Annotated in this window: 24 protein-coding genes and 1 other RNA gene; 11 read left to right on the forward strand and 14 right to left on the reverse strand. The window is 44.0% G+C overall.

Annotation, left to right across the window (positions count from 1 at the left end):
* Nucleotides 1-182: 182 nt before the first annotated feature.
* Complete coding sequence (locus tag IM450_RS16945) at nt 183-1,259, reverse strand: DUF4351 domain-containing protein (RefSeq protein ID WP_287688664.1); 1,077 nt, start codon at nt 1,257-1,259, stop codon at nt 183-185.
* Nucleotides 1,260-1,624: 365 nt separating this feature from the next.
* Here IM450_RS16945 and IM450_RS16950 point away from each other — a divergent pair, with 365 nt between their 5' ends.
* Entirely contained in the window at nt 1,625-2,515 is an 891-nt protein-coding gene (locus IM450_RS16950; RefSeq protein WP_287671128.1) for an alpha/beta fold hydrolase, read from the forward strand.
* Between the two features lie 213 nt (nt 2,516-2,728).
* Here the strand turns inward: IM450_RS16950 and IM450_RS16955 are convergent, their stop codons facing one another.
* Nucleotides 2,729-3,559: a hypothetical protein gene (locus tag IM450_RS16955; RefSeq protein ID WP_287671130.1), complete on the reverse strand. Its 831-nt coding sequence runs from the start codon at nt 3,557-3,559 to the stop codon at nt 2,729-2,731.
* A 283-nt stretch (nt 3,560-3,842) separates the two neighbouring features.
* Here IM450_RS16955 and IM450_RS16960 point away from each other — a divergent pair, with 283 nt between their 5' ends.
* Nucleotides 3,843-4,883 (forward strand): adenosine deaminase, encoded by a 1,041-nt coding sequence (locus IM450_RS16960; protein ID WP_287671132.1) that lies wholly within the window; start codon nt 3,843-3,845, stop codon nt 4,881-4,883.
* A 90-nt stretch (nt 4,884-4,973) separates the two neighbouring features.
* Here the strand turns inward: IM450_RS16960 and IM450_RS16965 are convergent, their stop codons facing one another.
* Nucleotides 4,974-5,381: an MAPEG family protein gene (locus IM450_RS16965; protein ID WP_002802758.1), complete on the reverse strand. Its 408-nt coding sequence runs from the start codon at nt 5,379-5,381 to the stop codon at nt 4,974-4,976.
* Nucleotides 5,382-5,389: 8 nt separating this feature from the next.
* Nucleotides 5,390-5,896: a hypothetical protein gene (locus IM450_RS16970; RefSeq protein ID WP_002802760.1), complete on the reverse strand. Its 507-nt coding sequence runs from the start codon at nt 5,894-5,896 to the stop codon at nt 5,390-5,392.
* Between the two features lie 211 nt (nt 5,897-6,107).
* On the opposite strand from IM450_RS16970, the gene IM450_RS16975 reads away from it, so the two are divergent.
* Both IM450_RS16975 and ruvX read left to right on the forward strand, forming a co-directional pair.
* Nucleotides 6,108-7,349, forward strand: coding sequence for a GNAT family N-acetyltransferase (locus tag IM450_RS16975; protein WP_002802762.1), 1,242 nt, complete (start codon nt 6,108-6,110; stop codon nt 7,347-7,349).
* On the forward strand, nt 7,349-7,807 hold the full coding sequence (gene ruvX / locus IM450_RS16980; protein ID WP_002802764.1) for a Holliday junction resolvase RuvX: 459 nt from the start codon (nt 7,349-7,351) through the stop codon (nt 7,805-7,807). The genes IM450_RS16975 and ruvX overlap by 1 nt, the downstream gene beginning before the upstream one ends.
* Nucleotides 7,808-7,863: 56 nt before the next feature.
* On the opposite strand, the gene apcB is transcribed toward ruvX, so the two are convergent.
* From apcB to IM450_RS17010, 6 genes are all read right to left on the reverse strand, one after another.
* The gene (apcB, locus tag IM450_RS16985; protein WP_198285509.1) at nt 7,864-8,457 is read right to left on the reverse strand and encodes an allophycocyanin subunit beta; all 594 of its coding nucleotides are present in this window, start codon (nt 8,455-8,457) and stop codon (nt 7,864-7,866) included.
* Nucleotides 8,458-8,555: 98 nt separating this feature from the next.
* On the reverse strand, nt 8,556-9,695 hold the full coding sequence (gene proB / locus IM450_RS16990; protein WP_287671137.1) for a glutamate 5-kinase: 1,140 nt from the start codon (nt 9,693-9,695) through the stop codon (nt 8,556-8,558).
* A gap of 168 nt (nt 9,696-9,863) precedes the next feature.
* Nucleotides 9,864-11,828 (reverse strand): single-stranded-DNA-specific exonuclease RecJ, encoded by a 1,965-nt coding sequence (gene recJ / locus IM450_RS16995; protein WP_287671139.1) that lies wholly within the window; start codon nt 11,826-11,828, stop codon nt 9,864-9,866.
* 58 nt (nt 11,829-11,886) lie between these two features.
* The gene (locus IM450_RS17000; protein WP_046661011.1) at nt 11,887-12,528 is read right to left on the reverse strand and encodes a hypothetical protein; all 642 of its coding nucleotides are present in this window, start codon (nt 12,526-12,528) and stop codon (nt 11,887-11,889) included.
* Nucleotides 12,525-12,986, reverse strand: coding sequence for a hypothetical protein (locus IM450_RS17005; RefSeq protein ID WP_287671142.1), 462 nt, complete (start codon nt 12,984-12,986; stop codon nt 12,525-12,527). Before IM450_RS17005 ends, IM450_RS17000 begins: the two co-directional genes overlap by 4 nt.
* 74 nt (nt 12,987-13,060) lie before the next feature.
* The gene (locus tag IM450_RS17010) at nt 13,061-15,070 is read right to left on the reverse strand and encodes a GAF domain-containing hybrid sensor histidine kinase/response regulator (RefSeq protein WP_287671144.1); all 2,010 of its coding nucleotides are present in this window, start codon (nt 15,068-15,070) and stop codon (nt 13,061-13,063) included.
* A gap of 183 nt (nt 15,071-15,253) precedes the next feature.
* Here IM450_RS17010 and psb32 point away from each other — a divergent pair, with 183 nt between their 5' ends.
* The 3 genes from psb32 to IM450_RS17025 all read left to right on the forward strand — a co-directional run bounded on the left by psb32 (nt 15,254) and on the right by IM450_RS17025 (nt 17,722).
* Entirely contained in the window at nt 15,254-15,937 is a 684-nt protein-coding gene (psb32, locus tag IM450_RS17015; protein WP_002802782.1) for a photosystem II repair protein Psb32, read from the forward strand.
* Nucleotides 15,938-16,081: 144 nt separating this feature from the next.
* Entirely contained in the window at nt 16,082-16,681 is a 600-nt protein-coding gene (locus tag IM450_RS17020; RefSeq protein ID WP_002802784.1) for a hypothetical protein, read from the forward strand.
* 222 nt (nt 16,682-16,903) lie between these two features.
* Nucleotides 16,904-17,722, forward strand: coding sequence for a transglutaminase-like domain-containing protein (locus tag IM450_RS17025; RefSeq protein ID WP_287671147.1), 819 nt, complete (start codon nt 16,904-16,906; stop codon nt 17,720-17,722).
* A gap of 168 nt (nt 17,723-17,890) precedes the next feature.
* Here the strand turns inward: IM450_RS17025 and IM450_RS17030 are convergent, their stop codons facing one another.
* Entirely contained in the window at nt 17,891-18,697 is an 807-nt protein-coding gene (locus tag IM450_RS17030) for a nuclear transport factor 2 family protein (protein ID WP_287671149.1), read from the reverse strand.
* An 81-nt stretch (nt 18,698-18,778) separates the two neighbouring features.
* Between IM450_RS17030 and murG the strand changes: the two genes are divergently transcribed.
* A complete protein-coding gene (gene murG, locus IM450_RS17035) occupies nt 18,779-19,852 on the forward strand; it encodes an undecaprenyldiphospho-muramoylpentapeptide beta-N-acetylglucosaminyltransferase (RefSeq protein WP_287671151.1) in 1,074 nt (357 codons plus the stop codon).
* Here murG and IM450_RS17040 read toward each other — a convergent pair.
* The 3 genes from IM450_RS17040 to IM450_RS17050 form a co-directional block, all read right to left on the reverse strand.
* The gene (locus IM450_RS17040; RefSeq protein WP_287671153.1) at nt 19,834-20,424 is read right to left on the reverse strand and encodes a Uma2 family endonuclease; all 591 of its coding nucleotides are present in this window, start codon (nt 20,422-20,424) and stop codon (nt 19,834-19,836) included. The two genes, murG and IM450_RS17040, sit on opposite strands and share 19 nt — an antisense overlap.
* A 35-nt stretch (nt 20,425-20,459) precedes the next feature.
* Nucleotides 20,460-21,320: a fructosamine kinase family protein gene (locus IM450_RS17045; RefSeq protein WP_287671155.1), complete on the reverse strand. Its 861-nt coding sequence runs from the start codon at nt 21,318-21,320 to the stop codon at nt 20,460-20,462.
* A gap of 181 nt (nt 21,321-21,501) precedes the next feature.
* Nucleotides 21,502-22,791, reverse strand: a complete 1,290-nt coding sequence (locus tag IM450_RS17050; protein WP_287671157.1) for a M16 family metallopeptidase — start codon at nt 22,789-22,791, stop codon at nt 21,502-21,504.
* Nucleotides 22,792-23,092: 301 nt separating this feature from the next.
* Here IM450_RS17050 and ssrS point away from each other — a divergent pair.
* The 3 genes from ssrS (at nt 23,093) to IM450_RS17065 (ending at nt 25,147) form a co-directional block, all read left to right on the forward strand.
* A non-coding RNA gene (gene ssrS / locus IM450_RS17055) (6S RNA) lies at nt 23,093-23,280 on the forward strand.
* Between the two features lie 180 nt (nt 23,281-23,460).
* Nucleotides 23,461-24,828 carry an NAD(P)/FAD-dependent oxidoreductase gene (locus tag IM450_RS17060; RefSeq protein ID WP_287671159.1) on the forward strand — a complete coding sequence of 456 codons (1,368 nt, stop codon included), beginning with the start codon at nt 23,461-23,463 and terminating at the stop codon, nt 24,826-24,828.
* 64 nt (nt 24,829-24,892) lie between these two features.
* Complete coding sequence (locus IM450_RS17065; RefSeq protein ID WP_046661268.1) at nt 24,893-25,147, forward strand: hypothetical protein; 255 nt, start codon at nt 24,893-24,895, stop codon at nt 25,145-25,147.
* Nucleotides 25,148-25,518: the final 371 nt, after the last annotated feature.

The following is a 25,518-nucleotide window of genomic DNA, read 5'->3' on the forward strand; positions in this document are numbered from 1 at the left end:
AGAGCGTTTTTTTCTACTGTCAATAGAATATAAAGTATGCTTATTTTTTTTTTTTTTTTTCATCAGGTTTATTCATGAATCAGAGAAAATCAAATTAAATTCGGTGCGGTTAAACCTCAAGCCATCAGAAAACGGGTTTCTCGGAGAAACCCGTTTTCTCAAGACGCTCGCTAACGTCAAAGCTAGGCAGTTAAAGTATTTAACCAATTGATTAAATCTTCAACCGTAGAGAAATCGAATAAAGCTTCTCCTAATACTTCAACATCATCAATACTTAACTCCATAATTTTAGTTTCTAAGGAAAAATTAATCTCCCCTAACTTGCGTTTAAGTTGACGAAGAATAAATGTCTTTTCGCGTTCGATACCTTGTCCGATACCTAGCTCGATACCTTGTCCGATACCTTGTCCGATACCTTGTTCGATACCTAGCTCGATACCGCGTTTGATACCTTGTTCAATACCTTGTTCAATACCTTGTTCGATACCGCGTTTGATACCTTGTTCGATACCTTGTTCAATACCTTGTTCAATACCTTGACGCATCCAACTGGTAGTAATTTGCATAACTCCCTCCTGTACGGGTTGACTAAATGTGCTAATCTCTTGTTGAAATTGTATCTCTTCGGCAGGATTTAGATTGAGATAAGTATCGATAAATCCAGAAATTAATTGCATTTTCGCAGGATTTAACCTTAAAGTAATTAACAAGCGCAGACATTCCGCTTTTACCTTGGCTCGCTCTTTCTCGGCAATGTTCATCTTAGCCATCAAAGCTGAAGCAACTGGATTCGGTTGATTGAGAAAATCTCGCCAATTTAATCGATTTAACTGCACTACTTGATAATTAAATTCTAATACCTTAAAATCGGGAAAATCGACTACATATTGACTAATCGCTGCTCTTTTTGGCTTTGAATAAGAAAAAATTACAATCGGATAAATCGGTAAGACAAATTTCTCATGAAAGCGAGCAAAATAAGTAAACATTCGCCGGTTAAACCACTTTCGGGAACTTTCCTGCGCCTCTACATGAATCAGAAAAAAAGATTCTTTTCCTCGAAACTTAACCTGTGCGACTAAATCGCTTTCATGCTTTTCTCCTTCCGTGACATCTGTAAATACTTCTTTGTCTAAAAAAGTAATCGAGTTTCTATCTAAATAATCCATCAATTGAGGAAAAAATAACTCGATAAATTCGATAAAAAAGGTGGAGATTAACTCCTTAAATAAGCGGTCATGGTCAATATTATTAGTCATGTAATATCATCTTAACGAATCTGATCGATGAATGACTACTCTTCTCTATTATATTCTGAAAAGTCTGTTTTGGCAACGGATTGTTATGACCTCACCCCCTTAAACTACGAGGGGAGGGGGAACTACGAAAAGAGGGGGATACTTTCCGCAAAAAACCCCACAGAAAACGGGTTTCTTCAAGAAACCCGTTTTCTAGGTGACTTAATACTTCTTTCTAGGGTTCATCATAATTGGCGATTGTTGGGTTCATTTGAGATGAACTATGACGGTATTTGGCATCATCCCCAGACGACCAGTTAAGCCGCCAGTTAACCTGACAGTATATATTAAGAAAAGCAACAAATACTTTACAGATAAACAAAAATATGCAACAAATTCTAGGATTAGAGACACAAGCAAAAATTTGGCATTGGCGGGGATTCAAAATCACCTATCAAAGTGCGGGGGAGACGGGACCGGCGATCGTGCTTGTGCATGGATTTGGGGCATCTTGGGGACATTGGCGCAAAAATATCCCCGTTTTAGGCGAAAAATGTCGCTGTTTTGCCCTAGATTTAATTGGTTTTGGCGGTTCCGACAAACCCGAACCGCAAAAGGAGATCGATTACACTTTCGAGACTTGGGGGGCGCAAATTGCCGATTTTTGTCGGGAAGTGGTGGGGGGGCCTGCTTTTTTGGCGGGTAATTCCATCGGTTGCGTCGCCATTATGCAGGCTGCCGTCGATTATCCCGATTTTGTCCTTGGGGTAGCGGCGATTAATTGTTCCCTCAGACTACTGCACGAAAGAAAACGGGAGGAATTACCCTGGTATCGTCGTTTAGGCGCGGATATTGCCCAAATAATTCTCAAAAATAAAGCAATTGGGGCTTTTTTCTTCCAACAGATCGCTAAACCCCAGACAGTGCGTAAAATTCTCCTGCAAGCTTATCGGCGCTCGGAAGCGGTAACAGAGGAATTAGTAGAAATAATCCTAAAACCCGCCCGAGATCCAGGAGCGATCGAGGTTTTCCTCGCTTTTACCGGTTATTCTGGCGGCCCACTCCCAGAAGACCTGCTGCCGATTCTCCCCTGTCCGGCCATTCTGCTTTGGGGTAGCGAGGATCCCTGGGAACCCTTGTCCTTGGGCCAAGAATTAGCAAGATTCCCGACAGTAAAACAGTTTATCCCCTTAGCTGGTTTAGGCCACTGTCCCCAGGATGAAGCTCCAGAAATAGTTAATCCGATTTTATTAGACTTCCTGCAAGCTCCTATCTAGGGTTTGCGGCAAAAAGTTTGTTGGTGGGGGTAGGGTGTGGGGTGTAGGGTTTTACCCATTTTCAGGCGGTCAATTACCTAATTTTCAGGGAAAAAGTCCCTGACTTTTCCCCCCAATCACTCCAATCGCTGGTACTTTTTGATTTCAAAAAAGTCTAAAAATATTATCCAACAAGGTTTTTAGATTTATTCAGCAAACCCTATCTAAGTCCCTCTAGTAACCAGAAGACCTAGTATCAATCGGTTGTTGGATGGAGAAACCTCGGTTAGTAGTTTGAGGAGGAACTTGATTGGGGATGCCATTATTGTTGGGTGCCATTCCCTGATTGGGATAACCAGTGACGTTAGGTTGACTGCCGTAAACGGGGGCCTGATATACGGGGGGTTGATAATAGTTGGATTGGTTGCTAGAGCCGGGGACCGGGTTAGGGTTGGCATTATTCCAGGAGGGTAGAGGCTGAGTATTTTGTTGATAAGGGGAATAATTTCCCTGGGGGTTGACTTGATTCGGGTTGCCCCCGGGGTTGAGATTAGGAGAATTATTCAAGTTAGTAGTCCGTGAGCGATTTTCGATTTCCCTTTGTAAAGGATAATTGCTATTGTTGCCACTAATCGGTTGCACTTGAATCGGTTGCAGAGTTTTACTAGCCTTCGGTGCCTGATTTTGCTTAGTCTGCGGCATTAACGGGGCGAATAAAGAGGGTTTCTGGTTGTTATTGGGATTAGTATTTAAAGGATTAAAAGGCTGCGGCGAGGCCGGTTCGTTCGGGGGAGCGGTATTATTATTGGCAGGAGTGGCCGGCATTGTTGCAGGACTGGGGAGAGGAGCATCGGTAATCTGCTTAGTCTGGATTTCGCGTTCCTCCAAGGACATTCCTGGGGTATCTAATACCGAACCCAACCATTCAGGATTCTGTTGATATATCGAGAAACCAATTAGAGCCAGGGAAAATATTCCTAGCGGCAGCCAAAATAAAGGTTGGGCAAAGGGTTTTAATCCTGCCAAGAAATAGCGCATGGAAGAAGAATCTTTATAGTCACTCATACCGCTTCACCCTCTATAGGTTTTCCTCTATGTTATCAAATCATTAAGCAGTGATCAGTGATCACTGCTTAATGATCAGTTATCAGTTCACTGAGAAAACTCCCCACACCCCACACCCCACACCCCACACCCCACACCCCACACCCTACACCCCACACCCCACACCCCACACCCTACACTGTTCACCGACTAGGTACTGATACTATTTGGGAACAATTGTCAAACAATTGTAAAACTTCGTTATATTTAAGGAACATTTGAGAGACTAAGGAGCAGCGGAGTTGTGGCTTTATACGCGGATTTGCATCGGCATTTAGGGGGATCGGTAGTACCGAGAATTCTCTGGCGCTACTTTCACAGACATGAGCGGGATTTAGCGGATAAATTCCCAGAATATCCCGCTTTTGAGGAATTTTACACGCGCAAACGCAATAGTTTAGATGAGTATTTGGAATTACACACCCTAGTCGAAAGTGTTCAAACCGCCCAAACTTTGCCCTATTTTATCTATCGTCTGATTCGCGGCGCTTACATCTTCGAGAATCTTGCCTATTTAGAATTGCGCTATACTCCCTACTATCGCACCGACGAACATTTGAACCAAACAGAGCGAATCGAGCAAATGCGATCGATTGTCGAAATCGTTGGTCAAGCCTCGAAAATGAGCGAATATCCGATTATTACCAGTCAAATTCTCTGTATGCACTCGCGACTTCCCTACGAAGTTAACAAAGCGATCATTGATCTAGCCCTAGAGATGAGAGAATACGTCTGTGCGATCGATATTGCCGGGGGTGATTCCCACTACCAAACTCGACTAGAGGAATTTGCCGGTTTATACAGTTATGCCAGGGAAGAGGGTTTAAATACCACCGGCCATCTTTACGAAACAAAGGACGGTTGTTATCCCCAATTACTGCCCTATCTGCAAAGAATTGGTCACGGTATTCAAATTCCCCTACAATATCCAGAATTGCTGCCGGAAGTTGCCCGTCGTCATCAATGTTTAGAAGTCTGTCCCACCACCTATTTAAAAACTGGCACCCTCGAAAGTTTATCGCAATTAAAGATAGTCTTCGATCGCTGTTTTGAAGCGGGGGTTGATATTGCTATCTGTACCGATAATGCTGGTTTACACAATGTCCGGCTGCCCTTCGAGTACGAAAATTTACTCACCCTGGACGTGATCGATTTTCGACAATTACAAGCTTGTCAAGATGCGGCTTTTCGCCATGCTTTTGCCTGGCCCTATAGTCAAAAACCCGCCTCACTTTTAACCGGTTTGTTATCAGTGGATAATCCCAAATTACCGGTTTATCAGTAATAGAATTAACTATAGTTCGGGTTAAGCAACTTCTTTGCCGCTCCCGAACTATAGCGTTTTTCGACTCTCCTGCATGGGGTTTGGGGAATTCTACTGAATCTTGATTAAACTCAAGCCAAAGAGAGTATAAGTACACAGAGAACCGAGACCGAACATCAGGGAACGAGCGATCGGGACATTAGTGATATAAAAAAGGGAAAATAAAAGCCGGAGGATCACGAAAGCGATCGCACAGTTAGCGGCCAGGGATGAGGAGACTCCTGTAACGTAGGCCATGAGAGCAGCGGCACTATAGATCATAAAGGTTTCAAAACCATTTTGATGGGCCCAAGTTGCTCGTTTAGCGTAGTCTGGGAGTTGGTCGAACATGGCCCGGGGAGCGGAGGTATTGTAACCCACCTTAGCTCTAGCGTAAGCCACCAGCAGAAAAGGTAGATAGACAGAGATAGCGGCGGCCACTATCGAATAGAGAAGAATGGCACTGACGGAGAGATTCATCGCTGAATTTAGTCAAAATAAAATAGGGTAACTAGCTTGCGTTGATCTTCCGCTTCCGCGCAGGTTTGCAAAAGGGTTTGACTGTCGTGGAAAGCAAAACAGATTAACTGTTGACAACGATTGATAATCTCGCGATTACAGAGGCTGCTGGCTTCCCCTAGGGATAGATGGTCATTTTCGGGACATTCCACCAGATGGATAACCTGCTGGAGTTGTTCTTGGGATTCCAGGGGCTGGCGATCGAGACTTTGGGGTAAGATCACGGTTAACAGATTAGGATCTGCCCGCATTGCCCCCTTAATGACGGCGGAATTGGTTCCCGTCGCCCCGGAGGTCATAATCCGATTGCCCCCCAGCACGAGGGCATAGGCCATCATTTCGATCAATTGCTGGTGTGTGATGGGAACGTGACGGGAACCCAATAAGGCGACGCGCTTAGAACCGGTCTGCTGAATGGCGGCTAGTTCTTGAGCTAGAGTGTCTAGGGTGTTAGTGGTATCTACAGATTGACTCAAAGACTTTTACTGCAAATTCGGACTGATTAACCGTCCGTTATTGTAGCATCGAATTGTCATGATCGGAAATTTGGCCAGAAAACCCCAGCTACCGATCGAGGTGTTCTTTCTGTGGTGGTCCCCTATGATCCCTCAGAAATTGTTATTGGTGGGGAAGTGCCTCTAGATTCTACGGTAAGATAGGTGCATAGACGATATTTACCCCAGAGCCATGACCACTTCTCCTGTTCCCCAAGGGGACGATTTTAGCGATCGCCCAATCCGTCCCGTACAATATCGGGATTTGGAAGACATTGAAGCTTTAACCCTAGATGACTTCGATGAGGATATTGATCGTCGCGCCCAAAATTTCCGCACGCAGGTGCAACGGGTGCGCCCTTGGTTTGGGTTGTTTAAAATTCTCAGTCTTTTTCCCAATCCTCTCCAACACCGTTTTCATGTCTATGTAGCTGAGTCTACGGCGGATCGGGGAGAAGAAAGGAAAATTCGCGGGGCAATCCAAGTCACCCCTTTTAATAGTAGTCGCAGCACTTGGCGGGTGGAACAGGTGCGGGTGCATCCAGGGGAGTCTTTAAGCGAACCCAAGGGCATCGGGGCGCAATTACTGCGTTATTGTCTAGAAACGGTTTGGGAAGCCCGCACCTGGGTGTTAGAGGTTAATATCAATCAAAAGGACAGTTTGGCGCTTTTCCGGCAACACGGTTTTCAGCCTTTAGCAGAATTAACCTATTGGTCTTTACCGCCGCAATTATTACAGGAATTGAGCAAACAAGAGGCAGATTTACCGAATTTACTGCCCGTGAGCAATGCTGACGCTCAATTACTTTATCAGTTAGATTGTGTGTCTATGCCGCCGCTACTGCGTCAGGTATTTGATCGCCATATCCAGGATTTTAAAATCAGTTTAGTTGATAGTTTGTTCGGTCGCTGTCAGAGTTGGTGCGGCGGTCCGCAAATTAGTCGCGGTTACGTTTTTGAACCACAACGAAAAGCGGCGATCGGTTATTTTGAATTAATCCTATCTAACCAAGATGAGCGACCCCATCAAGCGAAATTAATTGTCCATCCCGCCTACACTTGGCTCTATCCTAAGTTATTAATCCAGATGGCCCAGATCACTCGCAAGTATCCCCCTCGCTCGCTAGAGTTAATATCTGCTGATTATCAGCACGAAAGACGGGAATATCTGGAACAATTGGGAGCGATCCGCAGTTCCCACACCCTGATGATGTCGCGCTCGGTATGGCACAAAATTCGCGAAACTAAGCCAGAAAATTCCGCCCTGGCAGAAATGCTGCAGGGTTTACAATCGGTGCCGCGAACTCCCATCCCTAGTCGGATGTCTTGGTTAAAATGGCCCAATAATCCCCCCCTGGACTCCCTCGACAGTCCGGGGGAACTTCCCCCAGTTAAACCGCCCTCGGAACCCCCCGATCAGGGGCATCCAGTGTAATGGAAAGAGTCGCTGCCCTGGGCTTGGATATCGGCAAAAAACGGGTAGGAGTGGCAGGATGTGACGGTACAGGTTTAATCGCCACTGGTTTAACCACGATTATCCGTTCTTCTTTTGTTGCCGACATAGCACAGTTTGAGGCGATTGTCAAGGAAAGAAATATTAAGATTTTGGTGGCGGGACTGCCCTATACCATGGCGGGAGAGTTAGGATTTCAGGCCCAACAGGTGCAAAAATACGCCCAGAAACTAGCCATCGCCTTGGATTTGCCCCTGGAATACATTGATGAGCGTTGCACGTCCCTAGAGGCGGAAGAATTCTTAAAAGCCAAAAAACAGTTTTCCTCTTGGGATAAGGGAGCGATCGATCGGGAAGCAGCGGCGATTATTTTACAACAATGGCTCGATCGCCGACGGCGAGTTAATAATTCAGGAGACGGGAGACAGGAGACAAACTAATAAATACTCTTGCCTCTTGCCTTTCCTAACTGATAACCGATAACTGATAACTGAATTTAGATAGACACTTCGCTTAATTCGCGAGTGAGATGATCAAAGGGTTCAGCGATCAAAGAGGTGTCGGCAATACCCGCCTCAGTAGCCATGGTTTGAATCATTTCGCTCATGATTTGGATACCGCGCACCGTCGGACCGATGGGGACACCGAGGGAATTATAGGTTTCCCGCAGTCCTTGCAGTACCCGCTCATCTAGAACATTAGTATCAGCAGCTACTAGGGCATAACTGGCATAGCGGAGATAGTAATCCATATCCCGCAGACAGGCAGAATAACGACGGGTGGTGTAGGCATTACCCCCGGCGCGGATCAATTCGGGAACTTCTTCAAATAGACGAATCGCCGCCCCACGCACGAGCGCCGCCGAATTAGCGTTAATTAGGGCGGCGGCAGCTAGACGGGCAGTTCCCGAGGCAAAATATTGTTTAAGATTATCGATCGCATCTCGATCGAGATAACGTCCGGTGACATCGTATTTTCTAATCAGGCTAGTTACCGCGTCTCGCATTATTAAGTTTCTCCCAACAGCAATAAAGACATTTTTGAGTTTCACTTCATTTATAATCTCACAGGGTTGAACTTCGGGGGATATCCCTAGTCCAACTCTCTTGCTTGTCTAACAATTTGTTGTTTTTTTGAGACATTTCTTTACATTTAAGGCATTGGCTGGACCGGCTCTGGGTGGCGGAATTATCCCTTATTAGTCGAGGTGGTGGACGAAGCGCTCAAAATGACGAGATTATCCCGATGAATAATGGTTTCTGCGGCCCTATAACCCAATAAACTGGCAATACGCTCGGAATGTTGACCTTTAACTCGATCGATCTCCTCACTACTATAATTAACAATTCCCCGGGCCAATTCCTGGCCTTCTTGATCGCACAATTGCACCGATTCCGAGGCGCTAAATTCCCCCTCCACTTTGGTGATTCCGGCCGCGAGGAGGGATTTTCCCCCCTGACAAATGGCTTGAATCGCCCCAGCATCGAGATAGATTTGACCCATGGGCATTAGTCCGTAGGCGATCCAGCGTTTGCGGGCGTTATCACTGCGTTTTTGTGCCTCAAAACGGGTTCCAATCGCCTCTCCTGCCATAATTTTTAAGATATTGCTGGGCTGCCGTCCCCTAGTAATCGCCATTTCTACCCCGGCGCTGGTGGCAATCCGGGCCGCGGCCAATTTAGTCGCCATACCCCCGGTCCCCCACTGACTGCCACTACTACCGGCATCGATCGATAGTTGCGCTAATTCTGCGGGAGTAACCCGGGCAATGGCCTCTGCTTCGGGAAATAGCCGCGGATCGGCACTGTAGAGGCGATCCACATCGGTGAGGATAAATAACCAGTCAGCCTCGATTAAACTGGCTACAAGGGCTGATAAAGTGTCATTATCGCCGAATTTTAACTCATCGATCGCCACCGTATCATTTTCGTTGACGATGGCAATTACCCCTAATTCAAACAAAGCCTGAAAAGTATTATAGGCGTTGACATAACAGGTGCGTTCCATCAATTCGGGACGGGTCAGCAAAATTTGGGCGATCGGTTGACCAAGACTGGTAAAGAGGTCATCATAGATCCGCATCAGACGACCTTGACCGACGGCTGCGATCGCTTGTTTGAGGGCGATTTTTTTCGGTCTTTCCTGTATTCCCAGACGACGGCAGCCCACCCCCACGGCCCCGGAAGATACTAATACCACCCGATGACCGGCAGCGCGCAACCGGGTGAGGACTTCCACTAAAGCGGCGATCGTGGAGAGGGATAATTGGCCGGTTTCATTATCGGTCAAACTGGAAGTACCGATTTTGATCACTATGGTTTGGTTCATCGTCAAGGCGCTTTTTTTGGAGGTTTTGCTAAGTAGGTAGGCGTTAAAAATTATCAGACACCCCCGTTATCAAGGGTAGGGTTGATTCATGAATCAACCCTACCTTATTAAGGGGGGCAGGGGGGATCGAACCTAAAATCGATTTTTAATTTAATTATAACCAGCTACTTAGATAGCCAAAGCTTTGATGGCAACTTTAATTAAAGTATAAAAACGGGGTTCAGTCACGTTGACTTCTCTCGCTTGTTGCCGATTTTTGCCTAATAAACCAATGCGCTGCCCTTTCTGCACGACTAAAATATCGCCCTGTTCATTTTTGATGCGAATCTCGTTTACATCACCCCAAAAACTACATTGATACATTTTTTCGGCGTGCATAAAAATTGCTTTTTTAATATTATCATTTTCTTGGGGTAATCGTACTCCCACTAATTCAATTTCTATGGTTGTATTGCCATTCCAGGTATTTTCTTTGAGTTTATAGGCAATATCTAAACGAGTTGGTAAAGGACAATATTCGCCCCAACGCCAAGCTAGGGCTTGAATTCTGGTATCATCCCTTTGAGCCAGCAATAATTTTAAATGATTTTTTCCGATGGTTTTCTGTTCTACTATTCGCACGTTAGGAGTCCAAAAAACGGGTAATTCATTGCCAATTCCCCAGGGTTGCAAACTATCAATTTGTTGAAAAAGTTGCAGGTTTATTTGTTTAAAGTCTAGGATAGTGTCAACTTTAATTAAAGGTTTTAATTGTTCTATTTGTAAAATTTTGTGAGAAAATTGACTTAATCTTTGTTTAAATGCTAGTAAATTAGCTGTGGGTAAACTAAAACCCCCCGCCATTTTATGACCGCCAAATTTTCCTAGTAAATCTTGGCAAAATTGCAGGGCTTCAAAAACGTGAAATTCTTCAATTCCTCTGGCAGAACCGCGAATTTTACTAGCATCTTCTTCCTCGTAAGTACCAATAAAAACCGGCACTCCGTAGCGTTCCACTAAACGGGAGGCCACAATACCAATTACCCCATGATGCCAATCTTTTTCGACTAAAACTAAAACTCGATCTTTTTGCCAAAGAATCGGCGTTTCTTCCACTAATTTAATCGCTTCTTCTTCAATTTTTTCGCACAATTCTTGACGGGTACGATTAATTTGTTCGCACTGCATCGCTCTTTCTAAGGCAATTCCGGCATCATCGGTGGTTAATAATTCAATAACTATCTGGGGATCGCCAATTCTACCAATGGCATTAATTCTCGGCCCCAATTTAAACCCAATATCATCCGGTTGTAATTGCTTTTGTTCCTCGCTAATTCCCGCTATTTGCATCAGGGATTGAATGCCGACTAATTGGGATTTGGGTAATTTTCTTAAACCCCGTTTTAACCAGCGACGATTTACCCCGATTAATGGGGCTAAATCTGCTATAGTGCCTAGGGTAAATAATGCTAATAATGACTCGGTTAATCCCTGTAATTTACCCATTTTTTGGGCAGTTGTCACCGCTAAAATATAGGCGACTCCCACCCCCGCTAATCCCTGATAGGGAGAGTTCGGGGTTAATAATTTTGGGTTGAGAATAGCGGAGGCATTTGGTAAAATTGGCGGCAGATCGTGATGATCGGTGATAATAACTTTTAATCCTAATTCTATCGCTAGGGCGATCGGTTCGTGAGCGGAAATACCATTATCAACGGTGAGAATCAATCCGACTCCCGACTCGGCAAATTCTTCGACAATGCGCTGATTAATTCCGTATCCCTCTTTCATGCGACTGGGTATGGCATGATTTACCCTAGCGCCGAGATGTCTCAAGGCTCTTAACAGTAAAGATGTACTGGTCATGCCATCGGCATCGTAGTCCCCACAGATAGCAATTTTATCGCCTCTGGCGATCGCTTTTACTAATAAATTGACACTTTTTTCTAAGTCGGGAAATTCCCCCAGGGGAGAGGGTAAGGTATCCGCTTCAGGATCTATATAAGTTTTAGCTAATTCGGGGGTATCAATACCGCGATTAATTAAGATAGTTGCTAATAAGGATGATAGTCCCATTTCTCGCGCTAACCCCTCGATTTTTTCGGGATTAGTCGCGGCAATATACCAGCGTTGGATGGGATATTTGTAGGTCATTTTTTGTTAAGGAAAAAGGTAGGGTGCGTTAGGGCAGCGTAACGCACCAAAAATAAGGTTAAAAGCGGATTTGGATGGCCCCAGCAGGAGGTTGAAAGGGGAGATTATTATTATTAATTCTCAGGGGAGAACCAGGTATTACCTGCACATTTGGGGTGGTGGGTTGACTTTCGTTGGTACTCAGTAAAGTCAATTGATTAATACTAGGATTAATCGCAAATTGTTGGGTAATGACTCCCGACGGACAACAGGAAGGATCCCGGGGGAGAAATCTTCTCATGTTGACGGTAATCATACCATCTTTAGCGCTCAGATTATCGACAATTACTCGATCGGCTAACAGGACAGTATCGGTGTTAGTGGCAGTACCGTTATTATCGATCACTAGGGCTAAATAATGTAATTGCTGTTGATTTCTAGTAATCACTCTTAACACGACAATACCATCAGTCCTTTGATCATTATTATAGTCCCCCATCAAAGCTTCTCGGCTGACTTGCACTCCTAAAATTGGTCCTTCGTTAGATTGAAAAATACCATCACTGACAATTACGGAACCCCGATTAGGAATGTTATAGACGGTATTTCTTAAATTATCGACGCTCAGGGGTGTAGATTGGGCAAGTAAGGGCAGAGAATTATTTAATAGTAAACTGATACCCAGGAGAATAGATTGAGGCAAAATTGCTAATTTAATCATGGTTGTAATGGATTGGGTATATTTTCTTGAGTATCGAATAACCGCACGTTATTAATGGTACAAACCATCCCCTGTTGTGCTGCTAATTGCTCTCGCCATTGGCTTAATTGTTGTTGACCATTACTACCATTTAACCAGTAAACTGTCAAGAGGCCGAGGGTTTGTTCTGGTTCACAGGAAAAGCTGAGAGTTTGAGCGGGTATATCGGCATTTCCTTCACCACATTGCCAACCTTGTTTTTCAATTAATTCTTTCCAACCTTGCACTTCTTTAGCAGCCACGGCAATGCGTTGATCTCCTTGGTTACAAAGCCAATTTTTCTGCTGGGTGGGATTATTCGGTAGATCACCAAGATTGGGCGAATTTTGCTTAATTGGGGGCAGCGAGGGGACTTGAGCATGAACGGAAAAAATCGGTAGTATTAACCAAGTACCGATGAGCATTTTTAACAGTTTCATCCTTTAAAATTGTGATATTTAGGGATTTATGCCTTTAGAATATCACGTTTTTGAGGTATGGATAAAATACTCTCTTAAGATATGTTTAAATCTTTAATTATGGTTTCGATCGCATCAAAGGAAAATTCTCTGGCTAACTGTTGTAAACCTTGGGCAAGGATAGCATAATCGGCGGGAATTTCTGCGGTTAGGGCGATAATTTTTTCATCATCACATTCTCGCGCCGCTTGTTGCAATTGTCCAATCCAGGCGGGACTGATTAATTTTAATAGGGATTGCAGGGAATCGAGGAAAACTGGCGAATAATTGGGCTGATTTGGCTCACTATCGGCATAAATATATTTTAATCCTAGATATTCGCTCATTTTTTGCCAGATAACTTCCTCTCGGAAAGGTTTACGCACGAAATCATCACAACCAGCGGCAATAACCAAGGCGCGATCCTCTTCAAAAGCACTGGCAGTTAGGGCAATTATCACCGTTTTTCCGCGATTATCAGCCTCTAACCGCCGAATTTCCCTGGTTGCTTCGTAACCGTCCTTCACTGGCATTCTCATATCCATCCAGATAAGATGAGGTTGCCATGCTTGCCAAATTGCGATCGCTTCTTGACCATTAGCGGCCTCTTGCACGGATAATCCTAGGCTAGTCAGGAGTTTCAGCAACAGTAAACGGCTTTCCGGTCGATCATCGACGACTAATATGCGATATTTAGGCTGATTTTCGGCTAAAGCGATAACTTTTGCCCTATTGGTTTCGGTTTTAATCTCATTTTCCCCCACCAAACCCACCTGAATATCAAAACTAAAAACACTTCCTTGACCCAGAATACTACTAACTCCGATCGCACCCCCCATCAACTCAACAAATTTTTTACTGATAGGTAAACCTAATCCCGTCCCCTGTTGGGATTTTCGTCCCGTTTCCGTTTGGTTAAAGGGTTGAAATAGCTTATAAATCTCCTCTGGGGCGATTCCTGCGCCTGTATCTTCAATTTCCCAGAGCAATCGCTGATAATCTCCTGTTTTATCCCCTACTTTTACCCGGAGAGTCACCCCTCCCGACTCGGTAAACTTCAATCCGTTACCCAAGAGATTGATTAACACCTGTCGCAATTTACTTTCATCAGTACATATATATTGAGGAAGAGCGGAGCTGCGCTCAAAAATTAAGCTCAAAGCTTTTGCCTGCGCTTGTGGACGTAGCATTTCGGCAATATTATCTAAAAGAGCGTATAAATCGAAATTACTGGGATTAAAAACCGTTCTTCCCGCTTCTATCTTCGACATTTCTAGAATATCGTTGATTAACTCTAATAAATGTTCTCCGCTACGATTGACAATTTCCAAATATTGGCGATATTCACTGCTGAGGCTGCTATCCCGGGATATTAAGCGAGTAAAACCCAAGATAGCATTAAGAGGAGTGCGTAATTCGTGGCTCATGTTAGCTAGAAACTCACTTTTAGCTTTATTTGCCTTAACTGCCGCTTCTTTAGCCTCTTTTAATCCTTTTTCCGCTTCATATCTACTTTGTGCGATCGCAATTAATTCTCCCACCAACCGGACAAAGGTGACATCTTCCCCTGTCCATTGCTTTTCTGCACTTGCATCTAATCCCAGATAACCCACCGTTACCCCATAACTATCCCACATGGGAACGATTAAGAGACAGGGAGTAGGACTATGAGCGAGAATAGTTCTTTCAGGGATAGCAGTAGCGGGTAAATCGTCTAAAGAGTTCAGTTTAACTGGAATACCGTTTAATAATTGTTCAGAAAACCAAGGAAAGGTTTCCGTCGAGAGATTTTGTGATTCTTCCCGAATCGGGATAACCTGCGGATAGTCGGGGTGACAGTATTCATAAACCATACTCCACTGCTGACGACAGGTGGAATATTGAATAATGTAACAGCGCGCACTCTGGGTAAATTGACAGAGCAGTTCCAGGGTATGATCGATCGCCAAGTGGATATCTTGAGAAATTAGTAATCTTGTCACCCGTGAGAGCAAGTTATCGCGATAGGCCTGCATTTCTAGGGCTTTTTCCCGTTTTTTAGACTCTAGTTCCTCAAAATCACTCATAATCAGTTATCAGTTATCAGTTATCAGTTAAAAGGGTTTGGGTGTTGGGGTTGTCGGGTTTGAGGGTTTTAGTTGAATTTCCCCATCACCCCATTTCCCTACTTCCCCATCTCCCCGTCTCCCTAATCAAAAAACAGGAAACTTTTCCCCTATTATGTTCTATAGGAATTTTACCGAATCAATATGCTCAAATTATTAGCTTCTCTCCTTCTCTCCTGCTGTATAGCCTTGGCTGTTTCCCTGTCACCGGCTGCTGCTATGGGAGTCTATGACCTCCCCATTTTAAGCCCCGGAGCGCCCACTTATGTGGTCGATCCCGTTTCGGCCATTAGTGCCGCTAACGAAGGAAAATTAAATAAAGATCTGAAAAACCTCGCCGAAAAAACCGGTCAAGAAGTGAGAATGGTGGTAGTCCGGCGCTTGGATTACGGTCAAAAAATTGACAATTTAGCCGATGATATCCTGAGAGAATGGTATCCTAATCCTGAAGATCGGACTAATCAAACTATCATCGTCCTTGATACTTTAACCAATAAAACTGCTATGCGGGTTGGGGAGGAAGCAAAACCCCTATTAACCGAAGCTATTGCCGATAGTATCCTCTCGGAAACTATGGCGGTTCCCCTCAAAGATGGGGGAAAATATAATCAAGCTTTACTCGATGCTAGTCGTCGCCTAACGGCGGTACTTTCTGGAGAAGCGGATCCCGGACCGCCGGAAGTAGCGACAATTAATATCGAAAGTACTTTTACTACCGCAGAAGAAACTGACGATAAAAACGCCACGATTTGGGTGATAGTTTTACTGGTTTTAGCCACAGTAATCCCCATGGTTACCTATTTTTGGTACGCTGGTTTTGGTCGATAAATTAAATTAATTATCTGGGACTGATACAGCTAAAATATTCTCAGAGATAGCTCAATTCTCAGCCTGTATGAGCAAGATAAAGTAACTTCTGGTAGTAGATTTTAGTTGTGTCAGTTCACCCCATTTACTTAACCTTAATAACTAATGTCTAGACTGGTAAATAAATTACAATCCTATTATCGAGAGGAGGAAGGAACTTACTTAATTGAAATTAAACTTAATCAGTTACAGCAAGTCTTTAATTCTCTCGATCCTTCGCCATTTTTAGATAGAGATTTAGACGATAACGCCGAAAATTATATTATTAACTCTGTGGATGAATTCCCCCTAAATACCCCCCTTAAATTAGTCTTTTATCTTCCCAGTAACGAACAGAATACCGCCCGACATCTGTTACCCTCAGCCTTACATAACTATTTTGACTATCGCCAACAGGGAGAACAAAGAAAATTACGCACAATTTGGCGACAGGGACGCATATCTTTGCTAATTGGTCTCTCCTTTCTTTTTGTTTGTTTGAGTCTCAGCGAATTAATTAGTCGTTTTGGCAGCGCTACATTTATTCACTTCTTAGAAGAAGGATTATTAATCAGTGGTTGGGTGGCTCTCTGGCGACCTTTAGAAATTTTTCTTTACGAATGGTGGCCTGTCAGTTATCAACAAAAAATTTTTGCTAAACTAGCCTACATCCCCATTGAAATCCGTCTCTTAGAGGAACCATCCACCCCAGACTCTTTTCGATAGAGCTAATCCTGCCGATGGCTTGTCTTCAAAGTTACAAAGCTTTTAGTTGAGGCGGTTTATAATAAAAGTAACTCTGTACAAAGCTTATCGGTTTTCAGCTTGGCTATTACTTTCTCCTCAAACTTTTAACTAAGTAGTCGGGCCTAACTTTTTTCAGTCTGGCGATTATTGGCGTTTCATCCCGACAAATCCTGACAAAATTTCATTTAGATAGGAGTCCTAATGTTAATCCGTGTTGGTTATGAATTTGGCTTTGATGCACCCTTACCCGTGGTCATGTTGTTAAAACTTTATCTACACCCCTCAATTTTAAATCAAGTTAGACAATCGGAAAATTTGCAGGTGGAACCAGCAACAAAAATAGAAGAATTTTTAGATAGCTTCGGTAATCGAACCAGTCGTCTAATTTTACCCGACGGACAGATTCGCATTCACAATGAAGCGGTTATCGAGAATGAATGGAAACCCGACATCGTTAATTGGAATGCCCAAGAAATTCCCTTAGCAGAGTTACCAACCCAAGTTTTTCCCTACCTAATGAGTAGCCGTTATTGTGAAGTAGATTTGCTTTCGGAAATTGCCTGGGAACTTTTCGGACAAACTCCCCCCGGTTGGGCAAGAGTACAAGCGGTTTGTGATTGGGTTCATAGTCACATTCGTTTTGGTTACGAATACGCGAGGGTGACAAAAACCGCCTATGATGTCTATCGGGAAAGAACGGGGGTTTGTCGCGATTTTAACCATCTAGCTTTGACTTTTTGCCGTTGCCTAAATATTCCTGCCCGTTATGCCTCTGGATATCTCGGAGATATCGGTATTTCTCCCCAACCTCTACCAATGGATTTTAGTGCTTGGTTTGAAGTTTATTTAGACCATCAATGGTACACTTTTGATGCTCGTCATAACACCCCCAGAATCGGGCGAATTTTAATGACTCGCGGCTTAGATGCCGTCGATGCTTCCCTAACAACTTCTTTTGGTCAAGTAAATTTAACAAAATTTAAAGTATGGACGAGCGATGTTTCCCATCTCTATGCTTAATCAGAGTATTTATTCAACCTCTTGCATAATTAATTTTTGAGGGTTTAAAAACGGCAAAAATAAGGATTAAATTGCATGAAAGTGCCAGCCATTGGAGTGAACGGGGGGAATAAAACCCCGCACCCTACACCCCACCAACAAGCTTTTTCAGCAAAACCCAGATAAAAATTACTTTTCTACCTTCACCCGTTGAGTAACGACAACAATCCCATCTCCTTGGATTAAAATCGCCGATAACCAGCGATTTTCCGGTGTTGCTGGGGCCGTTACCCGCTTAAATAAACCGCCGGACTGTAATAATTCCAATTCTAGAGGCTTTGTATTAATATAGCGCTCAATATCTACTTTCTCATCGATCGCCGCTCCGGCCAATAAATCATCCCCCAAAGGTTCGCGGACAATCACATCAAAATCAAATTCTTCACCCACTTTCACCCTTTCGGGAATTCTCACTTGAATACTGGGGGGATTTTTGCCAGTGCTTAACTCAACTCTCTCGCTTAAAATTTCCTGATAAACCAGTTTATTACCTTGAAATTGTTGACGAGAACGAATCGTAGCATTCATTCCCACCACTCGTCCCTGCACCTTTCCCGTCCCAGTAATTTTAGTAATTGTATTGGCCGTTAACTTGTCCCCGGAACGACTCCAAGATTCGAGAGTTGTGGTGTATTGTAGATTGTTATAACGTTCCCAAAAATGAGTTAAAGCCTTTTTAGTTTTTTCGTAGGTCAAGCCATCGGAGTTAGTAAATTTCGGACTATAAAACTCCATTAATTGCTTGAGATTTCGCTCATTAGCCGCCGTTTCGATTTTGGAGATAAGGGTTTTTAAATTAGCCGGAGCAGTTTCTGGCTTTTCGGCCCGCAGACCGGTGGCAAGGGTGAAAGTTAACCCCAAACCTAACAGCAACGACAGGGAAAAATTGAGGGATTGACGAAAAAATTTATCGGGGATCGTGTTCAAGTTACGCATTAGTGATAGTTTGTGTAAGGATCGATCAATAACTATGGTAGATTATTTCATTCTAGGGCTGAATTTCCCCTCTCTCGAATTATGGCACGCACTCCAACCCGTCTCTTGATTGCCGCTAGTGGTACTGGTGGTCATTTATTTCCCGCCTTGGCCCTGGCCGAGCGCTTGCCGGATTACGAGATTGAATGGTTAGGAGTTCCAGACCGTCTCGAACAGTCCTTAGTTCCAAAAACCTATCCCCTGCACACCATCCCCATTGAGGGATTTCAAACCCGTTTGGGGTTAAAAACTCTCAAGATTCTGCTTCGTCAACTGTGGGCCATTTGGCAAGTGCGTAGTTTAATCAAAAAACGTCAGATAGCGGCAGTTTTTACCACCGGGGGTTATATCGCAGGCCCGACCATTTTAGCGGCTCGTTTAGCCAATATTCCCGTCATCCTACACGAATCTAACTACATACCGGGCAAAGTCACTAAAGTTCTCGGTCGCTGGTGTGATACGGTTGCCCTCGGTTTTCAGGGAACCGCCAGCTATTTACCCGGCACTCGCAGCACTTGGGTTAGTACGCCAGTACGCGAGCAGTTTCTCATTCCCCAGTCCCTAGATTTACCGATTCCAGAGACTGCTTTTTTAATTGTCGTTGCCGGTGGTTCTCAAGGGGCCGTGGCTCTTAATCAACTTGTCCGACAAAGCGCTCCCCAATGGTTAGAAAAAGGCATTTATATCGTGCATCTCACGGGAGAAAACGACCCCGAAGCGGATAGTCTGCGCCATTCTAACTATTTTTCCCGGCCTTTTTACGACAATATGGCGGGATTATGGCAAAGAGCTAATCTGGCTATCAGTCGCTCCGGTGCCGGCACTTTAACGGAATTAGCGATCACTTGTACGCCTTCGATTTTAATTCCCTATCCTTTTGCTGCCGAAGACCATCAGTTTTATAATGCCAAAGTTTTCGCCGAAGCTCAAGCCGCTTATCTTTATCGTCAAAATGAGTTAACTGCTCAGTTTTTAAGCGAATTAGTCCTCGATTTATGGTCTAACCCCGAAAAATTGGCCGCCATGGCTCAAGAAGCTTCTCATCTAGCTATTAGTGACAGTGCCGATTTATTAGCCGATTTGTTGAGAAGAAAGAGTCAAAAAGATAGTTTTTGAAACAAATCAGCCACGGGAAAAGTGAACCCCGGAACCACATCTTCCCCCTGCAAAAAATCTCCTGATGTTAATAATCCCTGCGGTTCGTACCCGGAACGATAAACTAAGACATAGTGTTGACCTGGACTGATAACCCAGAGCAAACGAGTCCCATTGGCAAAATATTCGGCAATTTTGTCCTCGATTTCTGCCACTGTATTCCTTGGAGAGAGAATTTCTACCACTAAATCGGGCCCACCTTCTAAAAAACCCGTCGGCAATTCTTCCAATTCTTGCAGACGTTCCTTGGCAAAAAAAGCTATATCGGGAGAACGTTTATTGCCATTTTTCATAGTAAAAGCAGTGCTGGAGTCCAATAATACCCCTAGTTTTCGAGATGTTACTAAAGCGAATAAAGCATCACTTAAAATAATGGCAATATAACCGTGTAAAGCACCAGAATTACCCAGATTAATTAACTCTCCCTTGACCAATTCGTAACGATTACCATCGTCAGGTAACGCCATAAATTCTGCATCAGTCCATACTTTTGTCTCTGGAGTTTTAATCACAGTAGTTTCTCGAATAGACATAATTTATCCTCGGTAAATATTCACAAGTAAAACCCTTAAAGAATTTCCTGTAACATCCGATTGGCCTGGGAAGCGTAACCACCACCAAATAAATTAAAGTGATTGAGAATGTGGTAGAGATTGTAAAGAGTTTTGCGCTTTTGATAACCGGCATCGAGGGGGAAAACATCGTTATAACCCCGATAAAAAGCCGCCGGAAAACCGCCAAAAAGTTCCGTCATGGCTAAATCTACCTCCCGGTCTCCCCAATAGGTGGCCGGGTCTAAAATTACTGGTTCCCCATCGACGGTAATGGCCGCATTTCCCGACCACAAATCACCGTGGACGAGGGAGGGATGGGGTTGATGCTGACTCAAAATCTCGCTAATAGCGGGAATAACTTGATCCTCGTCGGGAAAATTGCCGCCGCGCTCCTTTGCAAGTCTTAATTGATAGCCAATGCGCTGATGAGCGAAAAAATCCGCCCAACTGTTACTAATAGTATTAATCTGGGGAGTAGAACCAATGGTATTATTACAATGCCAACCAAAGCGATCAGACAGGGAAACTTGATGTAAACTGGCTAAATTTTGCCCCATTTTTTCCCAGCTTTGACTATTGCCACCGCCGAATTCTAGCCACTCTAGAACTAAATAACTAGATTTATCGGCAATTCCCCAACAAATTGGCTCTGGAACCCTGATAGTCTTGGTAGCGTGAATTTGCTTTAATCCTAAAGCTTCGGCAGCAAACATGGCCTCTTGGTTCGCTTGGTTAATCTTAACGAAATAAATTAAACCATTGCCACTGACGGCATAACCCTGATTGATACAGCCACCACTAACGGGACGACTTTTCTCGATTTCAAAGGGTTTTTCCGTGGTTTGGGTAATATGTCGAGCAATTTGAGTCCACATAGGTTATCAGTTATCAGTTATCAGTTATCAGTTATCAGATGTAAGTTTTAAGTTAATTAGTTATTTAGTTATCAGATGTAAGTTAATTAGTTATTTAGTTATTTATTTATTTATTTTCATCTTTATCCCTGTTCACTGTTTACTGATTACTGTTCACTGATTACTGATTACTGTTCACTGATTACTGAATTGGTCTCACCACTACCACACCGTAAGCGTTGGGATTTAAATACTCTTGACAGGCATTTTGAATATCCTCTAAAGTGAGGGCTTCAATGTGTTGGGGATAACAAAAAGCCGGTTGTAAATCACCGATCTGAGTATGATAATAACCGTAAAGGTTAGCTCGATCACTCGGTCTTTCATTGCTAAAAATAAACCGATTGGCCACTTGGGTTTTAACTCGTTCCAGTTCAGAAACTGTCACAGATTTCTGTTGGATTTGTCTAATCTGTGCTATGACTTCCCTCTCCACTTGCTCGATATTTTCCGAGGCTAATTGGGCCGAAATGGAAAACACTCCTTGCACTGCTTGGGACATATTACTGGCAGTTATTTGGGAAACTAAGGCCTTTTCTTGGCGCAGAGATTGAAATAATCGCGATACCTTGCCCTGACCCAGAATAGCCGCTAAAACATCGAGAGGATAGGTTTTTTCTAAGTCTCTCAACCCCGGCACTTTCCAAAATAGGATTAAGCGGGCCTGCTGCAAATTTTCATCCTCGTATTCTTGACGGATAATCTCGTTAAAGGGAGCTTCGGGCTGTAGATTAGCGATCGGATGGGAAATCATCCCAGAATTGCCCTTACTGCCTAAATTATCTAGAGAATCGCTCACAATAGCCATTAAATCATCTACAGGCAAATTACCCACCACCGCCACCGTCATCCATTCGGGACGATACCAAGTCCGATGAAAATCGCGCATTTGTTGAGGAGTAAGATTTTCAATCACTGCCGTCGGACCCAACACCGGACGACGATAGGGTAAAACTTGAAAACAGGTCTCCATGGTGCGATAAAAAGTGCGACGACGGGGATTATCCTGAGAACGACGAATTTCTTCTAAAATAACCTGTCTTTCCCGTTCAAAAGCTTCATCGGGGATTAAAGCTTCTAAAACCACTTCTAGCTGCAGCGGGGCCAGATGGGCGAAGTCCTGCGGGGCAGTGGTAATGTAATAATGGGTGTATTCTTGGCTAGTAGCGGCATTAGTCACCGCTCCCCTCGATTCGATCGCCCGTTCAAATTCACCACTGTCTAAGTTACGGGTTCCCTTAAAAACCATGTGTTCAAGAAAATGAGCCATGCCATTGATCTGATCCGATTCTAAGGCCGAGCCGACCTGCAGCCAAACATTGAGATTAACCGCTTCTACCGGTTGACTTTCGGCAATAATCGTTAAACCATTGGCAAGACGGTGCAGAATCGGAGTGTTAAGCGTGGCAGGTTTCCCTAGGATAGCCGTCATTCTTTATTAGTCCTCGGTAATCACTCTGGCAAAAATTGTCACTTTTCTCTATTGTAGTCCCAGATTTTCACAGAGCCAACAAGATCAGGTGTTGGGTGTTAGAAGTCAGTATTCAGGAGACAGGAGACAGGAGATCATTTCATTTATCCTCCCCACACCCCACTTCCCCAATTCATAATTCATAATTCATAATTCCCCACACCCCACACCCCACACCCCACACCCCACACCCCACACCCCAATTCATAATTCATAATTCTCCTCTTGCCTCTGAGAAAAAAAAATGCTATGATCGGACTAAATCGGGCTTCTACGTTGGTGACTGCCTTTCAAGTTTTTTGATCTATGCTTGATTGTGATAAGGGAGCGAGTAACCAATCCGTGTGGTAGTAAACCGAGCTTGTACTCGGAAACAGAAACGCGGAATATAAGTTCCCACCTGGTTAACCCAGGTCATAAACTTAGGTAAAACGGCGTAGCGGTCTTTTTAAGTTTTTCGAGCAGATCAGAGTCCCTGTACTTCGTTGGTTTTGCCTTCCGCGCTGGCCAAAAAAGCGCTGATTTATATTTTTTCTAGGTTAAAGACTGCTGTTTTCGGTAACGCTTGTCACCGCTAAATTGTGACAATCCGGACTACACTAGGGAAAATTTATGAATTATTGTTAAGCAATGACTGAAAAACAGCCAAGAGTTGTTATCATCGGCGGCGGATTTGCGGGTTTATACACGGCCAAAGCCCTAAAAAACGCCCCCGTTCATGTTACCCTCATCGATAAGCGAAATTTCCATCTTTTTCAGCCCCTCCTCTATCAAGTTGCTACCGGGGCGCTGTCTCCGGCCGATATCTCCTCACCTTTGCGCTTAATCCTACGGGGTCATGACAATACAGATATTCTCCTCGATCATGCCATAGATATAGATCCGGTCAAGGGAGAAGTGATCTTGGAAGATCACCCGCCAATCGCCTACGATCAGTTAGTCATTGCCACGGGAGTCAGTCATCACTATTTTGGCAATGATCAATGGCAGCCCTACGCTCCAGGGTTAAAAACCATTGAAGACGCAGTAGAAATGCGTCGTCGCATCTATCTCGCTTTCGAGAAGGCCGAGAAAGAAATCGATGCCGAAAAGCGGCAAGCTTTATTAACTTTTGTTATTGTCGGTGGCGGACCGACGGGGGTAGAATTAGCAGGAGCGATCGCTGAAATTGCCCACGGTGCGCTTAGGTCTGATTTTCACCAGATTAACCCCACAGAAGCGAAAATTTTGCTCTTAGAAGGGATGGATCGGGTATTACCTCCCTATGCGCCCGATTTATCCGCTAAAGCTGCCGCTTCTCTCATAAAATTAGGGGTGACAGTGCAAACTAACAGCATCGTTACCAATATTGTTGAAGGTTGTGTCAGCGTCCGTCAGGGAGAAAAGACGACAGAAATCGCTGCCGAGACAATTTTATGGGCAGCGGGGGTAAAAGCATCGAGAATGGGGCGAATTTTGGCCGAAAGAACTGGGGTAAATCTCGATCGCGTCGGCCGGGTAATCGTTGAACCTGATTTAAGTATCGCCGGTTATGCCAATATTTTTGTGATCGGGGATCTGGCTAATTTTGCCCATCAGGGAGATAAACCTTTACCCGGAATTGCTCCCGTGGCCATGCAGGAGGGCGAATATCTGGCTAATTTATTAATTTCTCGCCTAAAAGGGCAAACTATTCAACCTTTTCATTATATCGATCGAGGTAGTCTGGCAGTTATCGGCCAAAATGCGGCCGTGGTTGATTTGGGATTTGTCAAGTTTTCCGGGTTCATCGCTTGGTTAGTCTGGGTTTGGGCCCATATTTACTATCTGATCGAATTTGATAATAAATTAGTGGTGATGGTGCAATGGGGTTGGAATTATTTTACCCGCGGTCGTGGCGCTCGTTTGATTACGGGAGAGGGGCAGAATTTAGCCTCGGGACAATTGCCGCAAAATCACAGCCAAAATAATAATCTGGCCGTTTCTAACCAGACGGAAACTCTCTCTGCGCGATCATAAAAGTGTGAAAAAATAGCCGTGATTATCTAGTTATCAGTTAGCAGATAAGAACAATCGATCGATAATGAAAATAGAACGTCCTAACAGTCTAGAAATTACCCCAGAGGAAAGCCAAGAATTAGAATATTTACGAGTTACAATTGAACGAGCGATCAAAGATGGTGTGATCACAAGAATAGAATTTGAATCGATTAAAACGATCATGTTTTCTAACAAGAAAAACAATCCCGACCAAATCCTTCGGCAAGTGACACTCTATCGCCATTTAGTCGTTGAAAAACTGAATAATAGCGAACTAATTTTTGAATCTCCTCAATAGGGTGAAATGCTGTTGTAAGCTGCCCGCGCATTTAAATTGCTTGTTGAGATAGGGTGCATCTCACATTTGCAGGAATACCGACAATCAGCAATTGTCAGTGACTCTTAGATGATGACAAATGTATCAGCAGCTGCGTGTAAGCATCCCACCGAAAAGCTAATGCGCGGGGGGTTTGGGGGCGGCGCCACGCCCCCAACGGGGGGTTTGGGGGGTAGAACCCCCCAAAAGCTTAGGGCTGTTTCATTCTCCCATCAGAATATCAAAAGTAAAAGCGATCACTATCAGGTAAAATGAGGAGTGACCGCCAACCTTTCAAATATATGTTGAGCTTAATAGAAAAACTAAAACAAGTCAAGGACTTTCGGAAAGAT

It is taken from the genome of Microcystis sp. M083S1 (assembly GCF_020246405.1).
GTDB classification, from domain to species: Bacteria; Cyanobacteriota; Cyanobacteriia; order Cyanobacteriales; family Microcystaceae; genus Microcystis; species Microcystis aeruginosa_C.

What these genes read in the sequence shown, in the direction of transcription:
- IM450_RS16945 (WP_287688664.1), bottom strand. Translation starts at nt 1,259, where the DNA reads ATGACTAATAATATTGACCATGACCGCTTATTTAAGGAGTTAATCTCC.
- IM450_RS16950 (WP_287671128.1), top strand. Translation starts at nt 1,625, where the DNA reads ATGCAACAAATTCTAGGATTAGAGACACAAGCAAAAATTTGGCATTGG.
- IM450_RS16955 (WP_287671130.1), bottom strand. Translation starts at nt 3,559, where the DNA reads ATGAGTGACTATAAAGATTCTTCTTCCATGCGCTATTTCTTGGCAGGA.
- IM450_RS16965 (WP_002802758.1), bottom strand. Translation starts at nt 5,381, where the DNA reads ATGAATCTCTCCGTCAGTGCCATTCTTCTCTATTCGATAGTGGCCGCC.
- IM450_RS16975 (WP_002802762.1), top strand. Translation starts at nt 6,108, where the DNA reads ATGACCACTTCTCCTGTTCCCCAAGGGGACGATTTTAGCGATCGCCCA.
- ruvX (WP_002802764.1), top strand. Translation starts at nt 7,349, where the DNA reads ATGGAAAGAGTCGCTGCCCTGGGCTTGGATATCGGCAAAAAACGGGTA.
- proB (WP_287671137.1), bottom strand. Translation starts at nt 9,695, where the DNA reads ATGAACCAAACCATAGTGATCAAAATCGGTACTTCCAGTTTGACCGAT.
- recJ (WP_287671139.1), bottom strand. Translation starts at nt 11,828, where the DNA reads ATGACCTACAAATATCCCATCCAACGCTGGTATATTGCCGCGACTAAT.
- IM450_RS17000 (WP_046661011.1), bottom strand. Translation starts at nt 12,528, where the DNA reads ATGATTAAATTAGCAATTTTGCCTCAATCTATTCTCCTGGGTATCAGT.
- IM450_RS17005 (WP_287671142.1), bottom strand. Translation starts at nt 12,986, where the DNA reads ATGAAACTGTTAAAAATGCTCATCGGTACTTGGTTAATACTACCGATT.
- IM450_RS17010 (WP_287671144.1), bottom strand. Translation starts at nt 15,070, where the DNA reads ATGAGTGATTTTGAGGAACTAGAGTCTAAAAAACGGGAAAAAGCCCTA.
- psb32 (WP_002802782.1), top strand. Translation starts at nt 15,254, where the DNA reads ATGCTCAAATTATTAGCTTCTCTCCTTCTCTCCTGCTGTATAGCCTTG.
- IM450_RS17020 (WP_002802784.1), top strand. Translation starts at nt 16,082, where the DNA reads ATGTCTAGACTGGTAAATAAATTACAATCCTATTATCGAGAGGAGGAA.
- IM450_RS17025 (WP_287671147.1), top strand. Translation starts at nt 16,904, where the DNA reads ATGTTAATCCGTGTTGGTTATGAATTTGGCTTTGATGCACCCTTACCC.
- IM450_RS17030 (WP_287671149.1), bottom strand. Translation starts at nt 18,697, where the DNA reads ATGCGTAACTTGAACACGATCCCCGATAAATTTTTTCGTCAATCCCTC.
- murG (WP_287671151.1), top strand. Translation starts at nt 18,779, where the DNA reads ATGGCACGCACTCCAACCCGTCTCTTGATTGCCGCTAGTGGTACTGGT.
- IM450_RS17040 (WP_287671153.1), bottom strand. Translation starts at nt 20,424, where the DNA reads ATGTCTATTCGAGAAACTACTGTGATTAAAACTCCAGAGACAAAAGTA.
- IM450_RS17045 (WP_287671155.1), bottom strand. Translation starts at nt 21,320, where the DNA reads ATGTGGACTCAAATTGCTCGACATATTACCCAAACCACGGAAAAACCC.
- IM450_RS17050 (WP_287671157.1), bottom strand. Translation starts at nt 22,791, where the DNA reads ATGACGGCTATCCTAGGGAAACCTGCCACGCTTAACACTCCGATTCTG.
- IM450_RS17060 (WP_287671159.1), top strand. Translation starts at nt 23,461, where the DNA reads ATGACTGAAAAACAGCCAAGAGTTGTTATCATCGGCGGCGGATTTGCG.
- IM450_RS17065 (WP_046661268.1), top strand. Translation starts at nt 24,893, where the DNA reads ATGAAAATAGAACGTCCTAACAGTCTAGAAATTACCCCAGAGGAAAGC.